Raw genomic sequence first — 12,732 nt, 5'->3', positions numbered from 1 at the left:
TTCGCCCACGCAGCAATTCAAAAGACCGGCATATTCTCTTTGTTTGGCGGGGGTATTGAAAAAGCGAAAATCCCTTTCGATGAGATGGAAAGGATTTTCGCTTTTTCAACGGATACGGAGGAGCTGCTGTCGGGTCATTCCTTTTTAATGCGATGGTTCATTTCCTCTAACCGGCTCGCTATATATTTCCGGAAGGAATCTCCCTCAAGAATTTCTATGTCGTTGAAAAGTCCGAGCACGAAGCGTCCCAATCCACGTGGGTTGCAGATGGGAATGTTGAGCAGCCAGTGGGTCTCATCAGCCGGTGTCAGATATTTCGCTCCTTGGGGATATTCTTCAAGAAAAAGATTGTGGGAGAGTTGCCCCAAGAGCAGTTTTACCTGAGAGATTGTCTCTCCGGCGAACATGAAGATATCGGTGAAGACCTGCCGGTGCTTATCTTCCGATATCCATGGAGTTTGCAACACCTCAATTTGTCCAATGCGATTGATGCGAAACGTTTTGTTGGTACCCGATCGCAGTTCATGGCAACGCACATCGTCATTGTTGTTCATCAACAGGAAAGGTTCCACGATTCGGTCGGAAACGGTGTGGCTGTGCGGACTGGAATAGTCGATGAGACGCACCATGTGTTTGGTGTCGATGGCACGTCGCAGTTCGCTTACCATATTATTAATGTGGCGACGGACGGGTGTGTTCATATATACCGAGAAATTATAAGCCCTGTCTATCTTGTTCCGGAGCTGATTAATCGTTTCGCTCGTGCCTCCTGCCATTTGCAGGAGGTTGTATATGGCGAGCATCTCCTTATCGGAGAATTGGATATTGGTTTGCAGCCGGGCGAAAAATGGTGAGCGGGGGTCGATGTGGTAGCACTGTCGCTGCTTGAAAAGTATCATTCCGGCTTGTTTCAGAAAATCGAGCAGATAATAGATGTTCCTGCGTGAAAGTTCAAGTTTCTCGCACAATTGGGCAACGGTGTAACCTTGTGGTTCGGATAACAACAAGATTAGTTCAAGTTGGGTACGGAGTTTGTCGAAACGCATAAGATATTGAAGATAAGAAGTGAGGAAACAAGGGCGAAACAGCAACTTAGAAATCGAAAGAAAGTTCCTCCTGAGGAAGCAACGTAAAGGAACGACGATGATAAGGTGTGATGCCATGTGTCCGAATGGCGGCACGATGTCTTTGGGTGGGATAGCCCTTGTTGGAGTTCCAGTCGTACATGGGATATTCCCGACTTAACTCTTTCATGTAATCGTCGCGAAACGTTTTCGCAAGAATTGAGGCGGCGGCTATGGAGAGATATTTCCCATCTCCTTTTACGATGGTGGTAGCAGGCAAATCGCGATAAGGCTTGAAACGATTGCCATCGACAATGACCGCTTCGGGACGAACAACAAGCGCATCGAGTGCGCGGTGCATCGCCAATATGCTGGCATTGAGAATGTTTATCTTGTCGATTTCCGCGGGAGTTACCACGCCTATTGCCCACGCAAGTGCGTCACGCTCGACAATGGCACGCAAGGCATATCGCTTCTTGGCGGAGAGCTGCTTGGAATCGTTGAGCATTTCATTGGTGTAATCGGACGGAAAAATTACCGCAGCCGCATAGACACTGCCCGCCAGGCAACCCCTTCCGGCTTCATCGCATCCGGCTTCCACAAGGTTTTCATAATATCTACTTTTCAACATGACATTATTATATGAGTTGCTTATCGCTATTTATTAACATAATACAACATTATTATTTTTTAAATCGAACTCATTGTGCACACATGTATCCTAACTTTGCCATCGCAAACGAAAACAATAAGATAACTTCATAAAAACAGACGACATGAAAAAAGAAATGACCCTATCTGCCACCGGCAACGGAACCACCTCTGCTTCGGAACGATGGAACATTGATTTGAAAGAAATCAAAGCTTGGGCGAAGACTCCCTCCGAATGGTTAAGGAAGTATTACAGCTCAATTTTTGAACGAGAGATTGACCGTTGCCAAGCGGCTGCCGTTACACAAGCACAGATTGCTTTCCTATCGGCGTTATTCACGAGCACGGATGTTTTTTTTCTAAAAGCCGGGTTTGCCGTATGGTTTGCCGTTAGCGTTTACAGATGCAAAAAATTGTTGGCGTAACGCGAGCCGATCAGAACATTTTGATGACACGCCGAACGCCCTCAACAAACGATTCAACCTCCTCCTTCGTGTTATAGAGCGCGAAAGATGCCCTGACCGTGCCAAGGATTCCGAAGCGTTCCATGAGCGGTTGGGCGCAGTGATGTCCCGTACGCACGGCAATGCCCAAGCGGTCGAGCAGCGTACCGAGGTCCATGGGGTGAATGTCGCCCACAAGGAAACTGACCACGGCATCGTGATGATTTTCCCCAGACACCTGTGCGGCATTGGGAACACCAAAGAAGCGAAGGTCGGGAATATCGCGCATGAGCCGCACGGCGTAATCGGTGAGTTCCCGCTCATGACGACTTATGTTGTCCATACCCAATCGGGAGACATAGTCGATGGCGGTTGCCAATCCATGGGTAGCGATGTAATCGGGCGTACCGGCTTCGAACTTCAACGGTGGGCGTTCGAAGGTAGTCCCACTGAAGCTCACGGACGCAATCATTTCGCCTCCCCCCTGATAAGGCGGTAGTTTGTCGAGCCACTCTTCCTTACCATAGAGTACACCAACGCCGGTGGGCCCATAAACCTTGTGTCCACTGAAGGCGAGGAACTCGCAATCCAAGTCGCGCACATCCACCTTGAAATGAGGAACGCTCTGCGCTCCATCAATCATCACGGGGATGTCTTGTTCATGAGCAAGACGCGTAATCTCCTTCACCGGATTGATAACGCCAAGCACGTTGCTGACATGGGCAATGCTCACGAGTTTCGTTTTTGGGGTGAGCAGTCTCTGAAAAGCTTCCATATCAAGAATGCCCTCATCGGAAATGGGGATTACTTTCAGTACGATTCCCTTCCTACTTGCCAGAATTTGCCAAGGCACGATGTTGGAATGGTGCTCCATGTTGGAGACAAGAACCTCATCTCCGGGTTGCATAAAGCCCTCTACGAAACTCGATGCCACAAGGTTCAGACTTTCCGTGGTGCCTCGGGTGAACACGATTTCCGAAGTGGAGCGAGCGTTCAGGAACTTACGCACGGTTTCGCGGGCAGCTTCGTGGAGGTCGGTGGCTTGTTGCGACATCCAATGAATGCCTCGGTGCACGTTGGCATTGACATTCAAGTATTCTTCGCGCATGGCATCGAGCACGCAGAGCGGTTTCTGAGTGGTCGCGGCGTTATCAAGATAAACCAGTGGTTTATCATAAATCTTACGGGAGAGGATGGGAAAATCCTCGCGCACTTTATTAATATCGTACATAACTCAAGACTTTATCGACACAAACTGCAACCCTGACACTTCGCCAGCTCTCCACGAAATCGTTTTTCCACCAAGTGATGAAGCCGGTCGCGCAAGGGAATGAGCTGCATCTTATCGATCACTTCATTGACAAAAGCAAATTCCAAAAGGAGTTTAGCCTCGCGTTCGTCTATTCCACGCTGACGCATATAGAACATGGCGGCATCGTTGAGTTGTCCGACCGTGGAACCATGATTACATTGAACATCATCGGCATAGATTTCCAACATGGGCTGCGAATACATGTGCGCCGTCTTGGAAGCACATAGGTTTTGGTTCACCTCATGGGAAAAGCTCTTCTGTGCATCTTTTGCCACATAGATAAGACCTGCAAACGCACCGACGGCTTTATCGTCCAACACATATTTATAAAGTTGGTCGCTGGTACAATGTCCCGCATCGTGGCGAATGACCGTGTTGTTATCAACGTGTTGTTCCTTGTCGGCAATGACGCAACCATTGCAAGAACACTCTCCGCCCTCACCCTTAAAGACAAGGTCGAGCTTGTTGCGAGTAACGCCGTTGTGCAAGGTTATCACATTGTGATTGACACTGCTGTTGCGTTGTTGCTCAATGTAAACATTCGAAAGGCGAACGTTCTTCGCGTGGGTTTCTTCCAAACAGTTCAACTCAAGCCGGGCATTATCGCCCACGTAAGCTTCGATGACCTGTGTGGTTAGGAAGTTGAGGTCGTCAGCTGTATCATCACAAAAGAGCATGTCGGCTTCTGCACCTTTTTCCAAGATGATGAGCACACGTCGATTAACCATTAAGTCCACGTCCGCTCTCAGAATATTGATTACCTGAATGGTGCGACCCGCCTTTACGTTCTCGGGAATGTAAATAAACAATCCGTCTTGAGCCAACATTGTGTTGAGTGCCGTTACGGTGTCTTTCCCTGTTTCGGCTATCTTGGCGTAATGTTTCGCAATAAGCTCCGGTTGGGTTTGTGCTGCATGGCTCAGGCTATCGACAATAATGCCACCGGTGAGTTGTGCCTTGGGCAACTGTTTATCGTAAAACCGGTCGTTCACCACAAAATACAAGGAAGTGCTGAGGTTGGGCACTCCGCATTGAAAGGTCTTGGCAGGATTTACGGGGATGTCGAGTCGTTGCAGGTTCAGTCCGTAATTGGGTGCGAAAAGCCGGGGAATATTCGTATATTTATAGCGTTCCACTTTTTTTGTGGGGAAGCCCTGCGACTTGAAATCCTCAAAAGCCTTATCGCGAACCCTATTCAAAACATCGGCAGAATGTTTCATAATCATCTCCCGATTCTCGCTATATAGGTCGATATATTGTTTTTCGCTTTGCATTGTAACTAATTGTTTTAGAAGATGTTCTCAATGAAGAATACCGGAAAAGCCTCCAATGAGAGGCTCGCCGGAAGATAATCGGATTCACGATTCTATTTTCCGTCCACTTCTTCTCTTATCCAGTCGTAGCCTCTTTTCTCTATTTCCCGGGCAAGCTCGTGTCCCCCGGTCTTCACAATCCTGCCCTGATAGAGTACATGCACTACATCGGGCTTTATCATTTCCAAGAGCCGTTCATAGTGGGTGATGACAATGGTTGAAGTTTGAGACGTGTGCATCTTGTTCACTCCTTCCGCCACGATGCGCATAGCATCGACATCAAGTCCTGAGTCGGTCTCATCGAGGATGCTCAACTTAGGCTCCAACATTGCCATTTGGAAGATTTCGTTGCGCTTTTTCTCACCGCCCGAGAAGCCTTCATTGACGCTGCGGTGAGAGAGTTTTGAGTCGAGTCCCACCAAGTCGCGTTTCTCGCGCATGAGTTTCAGGAACTCAGCAGCCTTTAAAGGCTCCAGTCCCTCATATTGTCGCTTGGCATTGATAGCTGCCTTCATGAAGTTTATCATGCTCACGCCCGGAATTTCCACCGGATATTGAAAAGAAAGGAAAAGCCCTTCATGAGCTCTGTCTTCCGGTTTCATCTCTAAGAGATTTTTACCATTGAAAAAAGCCGTACCCCCGGTAACCTCATAGAGAGGATTTCCGGTGAGAACGGCACTTAAAGTTGATTTTCCGGAACCATTCGGTCCCATGATAGCATGCACCTCGCCATCATTGACGGTAAGATTGATGCCTCGCAATATTTCTTTTTCTGCAATAGTTGCATGCAGGTCTTTTACTTCTAACATAATGTTTTTTATATTTCTTTATTTATTCAAACAGCACTTGTAGCACACCGTTCAGTATATCGCAGACCAAATCCGTGGTATGATATCCGTCGCGCTCAATACGCCTCCACCTCTCCGCCTCATCCTGCGCTTCAAACAGTGATGGTGGGTCGGGCATATAATAAGGTCCACAACGGAAGGGGCGGGTGTCAATTCTTCGCGTGCTTACATTCTTTGGGCACATGATAGACGAAAGCTGCGGAATAGTGTCTTTCCGTACATTCAATTCAATAAGATATTGCTGCCAAGCCTTAGGCTGCCAACTTTGCGCAGAAGCAACGGAAGCGAGCAAGACAAACAAGAAGATTACCACTTTCCTTAACATATACTACCCTTTATTTCATTCTTATCGTTGTTTTTCCACATGAAAGAGCCATCACTATCCCACCGTTCCTTCCAAAGTAACGGAGAGAAGTTTCTGGGCTTCCACGGCGAACTCCATCGGCAGCTTATTCAACACATCTTTCGCATAACCATTGACGATTAATCCGATTGCATCTTCAGTGGGAATACCTCGCTGATTGCAATAAAAGAGCTGTTCTTCGCTAATCTTGGAAGTAGTAGCTTCGTGTTCCATGATAGCTGTGTCATTGTGAATATCCAAGTATGGAAACGTATGAGCTCCACATTTAGAACCTAAAAGCAGCGAGTCGCACGAGCTATAGTTGCGTGCGTTGTCCGCATTCGGTGTGGCACGCACAAGTCCGCGATAAGAGTTTTGACTGTGTCCGGCGGATATACCCTTAGAGATAATGGTACTCTTGGTGTTCTTTCCCATGTGAATCATCTTCGTACCTGTGTCCGCTTCCTGATAATTGTTTGTAACAGCGACTGAATAAAACTCAGCTTGTGAATTATCACCGCGAAGGATGCACGATGGATATTTCCATGTTATGGCAGACCCTGTTTCCACTTGTGTCCATGACAACTTGGAATTTACGCCACGAAGGTCGCCACGCTTTGTTACAAGATTTAGCACGCCACCTTTTCCGTTCTCATCTCCGGGATACCAATTCTGTACGGTAGAATATTTCACTTCCGCATTATTCAATACAACAATCTCCACGATGGCGGCATGAAGCTGGTTTTCATCGCGCATCGGTGCGGTACATCCCTCAAGATAGCTCACGTAAGAATTATCATCAGCTATGATTAGAGTGCGTTCGAACTGTCCGGTATTGATGGCATTGATACGAAAATAAGAGCTTAATTCCATTGGGCAGCGTACTCCCTTTGGAATATAAACGAACGACCCATCACTAAAAACAGCTGAATTTAGAGCCGCCGTGAAGTTATCCTTGTAAGGAACAACCGTGCCAAGATATTGTTTCACCAAATCAGGGTATTCTTTTACTGCCTCACCAATGGAGCAAAAAATAATTCCCTTTTCAGCCAATTGCTTCTTGAAAGTGGTCTTCACCGACACAGAATCCATGATGGCATCTACTGCCGTACCGCTCAGGGCGAGTCTTTCTTCCAAAGGAATGCCTAACTTATCGAAAGTTTTTTCCAACTCCGGGTCTATCTCCTTGTTTTTGGGTTTCTTTGCCAATGGATCGGCATAATAAGAGATGGCTTGATAGTCAATCTCAGGCAGTTGTAAATGAGCCCATGTTGGCATTTTCAGCGTTTGCCAATAACGAAACGCCTTTAAACGAAAATCGAGAAGCCACTCCGGCTCCCCTTTCTTTTGAGAAATAAGCCTGACAACATCTTCGTTCAGACCTTTCGGAATAATATCCGTATGTACATCGGTTGTAAATCCGAACTCGTATTTCTGTTCGGCAACCTTCTTTACATACTCGTTGCTATTTTTTTCTGACATTACTTTTTACCTATTATGACAGCATCAGACTAATCTTCCACTGTCTTTACACATATTTCCCGGAAACAAATAGCATGCCAAACGACATAGTTGCCACAAATGACAAACCGTCTTTCTTTCGTTTGCAGAGAAGAAAGACGGCTGACACACTATAGCTTCTGTTCTACTTCTATCTCGGTGAACGTTTCAATCACGTCGCCGGCTTGTATATCATTGTAATTAACGAGCGAAACACCACACTCCAATCCCGTGGCCACTTCTTTCACATCATCCTTATAACGTTTCAAAGCACTAATGGGAGCTGTATGAATAACGATGCCATCACGTATGACGCGACATTTGTCCTTATTATGTACCTTACCTTCTGTAACAAGACCGCCGGCTACGGTACCCACCTTTGATATCTTAAATACCTGCTGAACGTCAATCTGTCCGGTAACGACCTCTTTCTTCACCTTATCGAGCATACCAACCATGGCTGAAGTAACATCATCAATGGCATCATAGATTACCGAATAGGTATTGATTTCCACTCCATCTCGTTCCGCCAACTTACGAGCGTCTGCCGATGGGCGAACTTGGAAGCCTACGATGATGGCATCAGATGCGGCGGCAAGCATCACATCGTTTTCGGAAATCTGTCCCACTGCCTTGTTGATTACGTTTACATTCACTTTTTCCGTGGAAAGTTTGATGAACGAATCGGACAACGCTTCAATGGAACCATCCGTATCTCCCTTCACGATGATGTTCAATTCATGGAACTCGCCACGAGCGATACGATGAGAAATATCGGAGAGTGTCAAGCGAGTCTGTGTTCGCAAGCCTTGCTCTCGTTGCAATTGTTCGCGTTTGTTGGCAATTTCCCTTGCCTCCTGCTCGGTTTCCATTACATGGAAAGTATCGCCCGCCGTGGGAGCACCGTTCAATCCGAGAATGATTGCCGGCTCTGCCGGAGCAGCCTCCTCTATGCGCTGATTGCGCTCGTTGAACATGGCTTTGATTCGTCCCCATGAAGTTCCGGCAATAACGATATCACCCACTTTCAACGTACCGTTGGAAACGAGCACCGTACTGACATAGCCACGTCCCTTGTCCAAGGAAGATTCGATGATGGTTCCCGTAGCCTTGCGATTTGGGTTTGCTTTCAAGTCGAGCATCTCTGCTTCCAGCAACACTTTTTCCAGCAACTCTGACACGCCGATACCTTTCTTGGCACTGATTTCCTGACACTGGAATTTTCCGCCCCACTCTTCTACGAGCAAATTCATTTGGCTTAAATCCTCACGTATCTTATCCGGGTTGGCTCCCGGTTTATCAATCTTATTGATGGCGAACACCATCGGAACTCCGGCGGCTTGTGCGTGAGCAATCGCCTCTTTTGTGGTGGGCATCACGGAGTCGTCTGCCGCAATGATGATGATCGCAATATCAGTAACCTGAGTACCGCGTGCACGCATGGCGGTGAAAGCCTCGTGTCCCGGCGTATCAAGGAAAGTTACCTTTCTTCCGCTCGGCAAGGTTACGCCGTAAGCACCAATATGTTGAGTGATACCGCCTGCCTCTCCTGCAATTACGTTCGTACTGCGAATATGGTCGAGCAAGGAAGTCTTACCATGATCAACATGTCCCATCACTGTAACAATGGGGGCACGCGATACCAAGTCGTTCTCATCGTCCACTTCTTCGCTTACTGCCTCTTGTACCTCGGCACTGACGTATTCGGTCTTAAATCCGAATTCATCAGCCACCAAATTAATGGTTTCGGCATCCAAACGTTGATTGATAGAGACCATGATGCCCACAGACATCAAGGTAGAGATGACATTTGTTACCGGTACATTCATCATCGTTGCCAATTCCGATACGGTAACAAACTCCGTTAATTTCAGTATTTTGCTTTCCTTGCGTTCCGCTTTTGCCTCTGCACTCAAACGTTCCTGAACAGCATCGCGTTTTTCTCTACGATATTTGGCTCCCTTTTTATTCTGGCTTTTACTGGTAAGTCGTGCCAACGTCTCTTTTACCTGACGTGCCACAGCCTCATCATCCACCTCCAGCGGACGTTGGTTGCGGTTGCCGCGTGAACGTTTCGAGCCACCGGCGTTATTATTCTTTTTACCAAAGTTCTGCTTTCCACCTTGTTGGTTGGCAGCAGCATTGATGTCCACGCGTTCCTTATTTATTCTTACGCGTTTCTTTTTTCCTCGTCCGCTTTGAGCATTCTTCTCCTCGCGTTCCTTGCGGCGTTCCTCCTTTGTTTTCTTCTTGGGTCTTGTACTTTGGTTGATGGTACTTAGGTCTATCTTACCCAACACATTCACTTTCGGCTGATTGAGCATCTTCTTTTCATTCTGTGTTTGGAAGATGCCGTTGTTGTCAGACTCCATCTTCTTTTCGTTCTTTTGAACCTCTTCGTTCGTCTGCTTTGCCGTTGTTTCCGACCGGGTAACATCCGACTTGGGTTTATTGTTTTTTATGTTTTCGGTCTTCGTTACTTCCGTCACGGGCTGTTTTATGATTTTCGTTGGTTTTTCCACCTTTTCCGGTTCCGGTTTTTCTGATGATTTTTCAACTTTCCCTTCCTCCTTCACATTCTCTTTCGGGCTTACGGCAGTCCCCTTGGTTTTAGGTTCGGAAGGTTTCTGAGCAGCAGACTTTGCCACGGGGTTGTTCAATTGGTCGAGATCAATCTTTCCAATTGGCTTGAATTGTGGTCGTTTTGCTTTCAGCAGTGTCTCCGCCTTGTGCGAGGAAGTCTTCTGCGCATGAATCTTTTCCTTTTGTTTATTTTGGAAGATTTTTTCCGCATCGTTCTTGATATCCTTGTCGCCCTTAAACTCTTTCACCAACGCCTGATATTGTTTATCGTTGAGTTTGAAGCTAAGGTCGTTTTTCACTTCACCCAAGTCGTTTCTTCGTTCCAAGAACTCCACTGCCGTTTGGAGTCCTATGTTCAGTTCTCGAATTGCTTTGTTTAATCTGATGCTCATTAATATTTTTCTTTCTTTTTGAATGTTGGGTAAGAGAGAAGTCTCTTATCCCTCAAATTCTGCTCTTAAAATGTTCAATACGTTATCTACTGTTTCCTCTTCAAGGTCGGCTTTCTCTATCAGCATCTCGCGTGGTGCGTTCAACACCTGTTTGGCCGTATCCAGTCCGATGCTCTTGATGGCATCGATGACCCACTTGTCGATTTCGTCGGCGAACTCATCCAAATAGATATCCTCCTCTGTTTCTTGGTCGTTGAGTTCACGGAACACGTCGATGGTGTAACCGGTCAGCATACTTGCCAACTTGATGTTCATTCCGCCTCGTCCGATTGCCAGACTCACCTCTTCGGGTTGCAGATAAACTTCCGCTTTCTTATTTTCCTCATCAATGGTCAGGCTGCTCACCTTTGCCGGCGACAGCGCACGTTGGATAAAAAGTTTTGTATTGTCTGTCCAATTGATGACATCGATATTCTCGTTACAGAGTTCGCGCACGATGCCATGAACTCTACTTCCGCGAACGCCCACGCAGGCTCCGACGGGGTCGATACGATCATCGTAACTCTCCACAGCTATCTTTGCTCGTTCTCCGGGCATTCTCGCGATGCGTTTGATTGCAATCAGACCGTCGCTGATTTCCGGCACTTCCGCCTCGAGCAACCGTTCCAAGAACTCCGGTGCCGTGCGTGAAAGGATAATTTTCGGATTGTTGTTCTCATTGTCCACGCGAAAGATGACGGCACGAATGGTTTCGCCTTTTCTGTATTGGTCGCGTGGAATTTGTTCTCCTTTTGGTAAAATCAGTTCATTGTTATCTTCATCGACAAGCAGCACTTCGCGTTTCCAAGTTTGGTAAACCTCGCCTGAGATAATCTGTCCCACCCTGTCTTTGTACTTGTTATAAATGGAATCGTGCTCCAGTTCCAACACTTTTGAAGCCAAAGTCTGACGAAGGTTCAGAATGGCTCTGCGGCCGAACTTTGCGAAATCGACCGGTTCGGAAACATCCTCTCCCACTTCGTAATCGGGTTCTATCTTGCGTGCCTCTGTCAGGCTAATCTCCTTATTTTCGTCCTGCACTTCGCCGTCAGCCACTACGACGCGGTTACGATAGATTTCAAAGTCGCCCTTATCCGGATTGACGATAACATCAAAGTTCTCGTCCGAACCAAATTTCTTGGCAATTACGTTACGAAAGCTTTCTTCCAGAACGCTCACCAACGTCGTGCGATCGATATGCTTGTTAATTTTAAACTCGTTAAAAGTCTCGATCATATTCGGACGTTCTTCTTCTTTTCTTGCTGCCATAGCTTTACTTGAAACTTATTATATATTTTGTATATTTTACTTCATCCATCTTGAACGAATGGTCAACGTCCATCATCACGGGACGTTTTTTGCCTTCCACCTTTACCTTCTCATTGACAGCGACGACAAAGTCGTTCCCATGAACGCTCTTCAAGATTCCTCTTACTTTCTTGCGGTCTTTATCAAGCACCTCAACTTCTTTTCCGATGAAATTAATGTACTGCTGCGGAACTTTGAAAGGCTGTCCGAGTCCTGCCGAGCCTACTTCAAGCTCGTAGTCTTCCTCATCGCGAGAGAGATGGTCTTCTATATATCTGCTCAACTCCACACAATCCTCAATCCACACCCCGTCGGCGTGATCGATTTCCACAATAATCTTGCTATCGGGACTTAACTGAACATCAACAAGGAAATAGTCTTTTCCTGCTAACCACTCATCAACAATCTTCTTTACAACGTTTTTATCTATCATACGCGTTTTAATATGAAAAATGAGGGACTTGCGAAAAGCCCCTCATTCCTCTGAACGTTGCAAAGATACGAATAAAATTGGTAATATCAAAAAAAATATCTCACTTTTAAGAAAATATTAATATCCTATGGGGGAATTTGAGACTCATGAAAGGTTGTGCCCGCGTAAAACAAAAAGTGCTCGCGTGAAACTTATGGAACAAAACACCTTTCATCTGCAAACTTAAATCGACGACCGGCGTTCTTAAAAAACAATCATGCGAAAACCGGACTAAAAAAAATGTTTTATTTCCATATTCCGGTCAGAAAAATGATCTTCGTTTTCGCGACAAACCAAGCCACGACAAAGCCAATAAATTGCAATTTGCAACATACTGTAAATCAGATTATTACAAGCACTGTTTCAAAAGGTAAGCTTTTACATTCCAAAAGGTAAGCTTTTACATCGCAAAAGGTAAGCTTTTAAAACGCAATGGCTAAGCTATTGTCTTTTCCTGAATTCAC

The 12,732-nt window shown here is 46.3% G+C and carries 11 protein-coding genes; 1 reads left to right on the top strand and 10 read right to left on the bottom strand.

Annotated features, from left to right (window positions below):
- Positions 1-134 precede the first annotated feature (134 nt).
- Positions 135-1,046 carry a helix-turn-helix transcriptional regulator gene (locus ETF27_RS10800; RefSeq protein WP_130830250.1) on the bottom strand — a complete coding sequence of 304 codons (912 nt, stop codon included), beginning with the start codon at positions 1,044-1,046 and terminating at the stop codon, positions 135-137.
- A gap of 46 nt (positions 1,047-1,092) precedes the next feature.
- Positions 1,093-1,695, bottom strand: a complete 603-nt coding sequence (locus ETF27_RS10795) for a ribonuclease HII (protein ID WP_147785820.1) — start codon at positions 1,693-1,695, stop codon at positions 1,093-1,095.
- Positions 1,696-1,840: 145 nt separating this feature from the next.
- Between ETF27_RS10795 and ETF27_RS10790 the strand changes: the two genes are divergently transcribed.
- Positions 1,841-2,140, top strand: coding sequence for a hypothetical protein (locus tag ETF27_RS10790; protein ID WP_130830252.1), 300 nt, complete (start codon positions 1,841-1,843; stop codon positions 2,138-2,140).
- A gap of 10 nt (positions 2,141-2,150) precedes the next feature.
- Here ETF27_RS10790 and ETF27_RS10785 read toward each other — a convergent pair whose 3' ends face one another.
- The 8 genes from ETF27_RS10785 to rimP all read right to left on the bottom strand — a co-directional run bounded on the left by ETF27_RS10785 (position 2,151) and on the right by rimP (position 12,229).
- Entirely contained in the window at positions 2,151-3,389 is a 1,239-nt protein-coding gene (locus ETF27_RS10785) for an aminotransferase class V-fold PLP-dependent enzyme (protein ID WP_130830253.1), read from the bottom strand.
- Positions 3,390-3,400: 11 nt separating this feature from the next.
- Positions 3,401-4,744: a Fe-S cluster assembly protein SufD gene (sufD, locus tag ETF27_RS10780; protein ID WP_130830254.1), complete on the bottom strand. Its 1,344-nt coding sequence runs from the start codon at positions 4,742-4,744 to the stop codon at positions 3,401-3,403.
- Between the two features lie 92 nt (positions 4,745-4,836).
- Positions 4,837-5,592: a Fe-S cluster assembly ATPase SufC gene (gene sufC, locus ETF27_RS10775; RefSeq protein WP_130830255.1), complete on the bottom strand. Its 756-nt coding sequence runs from the start codon at positions 5,590-5,592 to the stop codon at positions 4,837-4,839.
- A gap of 22 nt (positions 5,593-5,614) precedes the next feature.
- Complete coding sequence (locus tag ETF27_RS10770) at positions 5,615-5,956, bottom strand: hypothetical protein (protein WP_130830256.1); 342 nt, start codon at positions 5,954-5,956, stop codon at positions 5,615-5,617.
- Positions 5,957-6,010: 54 nt separating this feature from the next.
- Positions 6,011-7,456: a Fe-S cluster assembly protein SufB gene (sufB, locus tag ETF27_RS10765; RefSeq protein WP_130830257.1), complete on the bottom strand. Its 1,446-nt coding sequence runs from the start codon at positions 7,454-7,456 to the stop codon at positions 6,011-6,013.
- A 149-nt stretch (positions 7,457-7,605) separates the two neighbouring features.
- Positions 7,606-10,449, bottom strand: coding sequence for a translation initiation factor IF-2 (gene infB / locus ETF27_RS10760; RefSeq protein ID WP_130830258.1), 2,844 nt, complete (start codon positions 10,447-10,449; stop codon positions 7,606-7,608).
- 45 nt (positions 10,450-10,494) lie between these two features.
- Positions 10,495-11,757, bottom strand: a complete 1,263-nt coding sequence (nusA, locus tag ETF27_RS10755; protein ID WP_130830259.1) for a transcription termination factor NusA — start codon at positions 11,755-11,757, stop codon at positions 10,495-10,497.
- Between the two features lie 4 nt (positions 11,758-11,761).
- Complete coding sequence (gene rimP, locus ETF27_RS10750) at positions 11,762-12,229, bottom strand: ribosome assembly cofactor RimP (RefSeq protein WP_147785819.1); 468 nt, start codon at positions 12,227-12,229, stop codon at positions 11,762-11,764.
- Between the last annotated feature and the right edge of the window lie 503 nt (positions 12,230-12,732).

Origin of the sequence: Prevotella brunnea, assembly GCF_008016795.1 — a bacterium.
In the GTDB taxonomy this organism is placed as follows: Bacteria; Bacteroidota; Bacteroidia; order Bacteroidales; family Bacteroidaceae; genus Prevotella; species Prevotella brunnea.
This window is presented reverse-complemented; position numbering and strand designations above follow the sequence as displayed.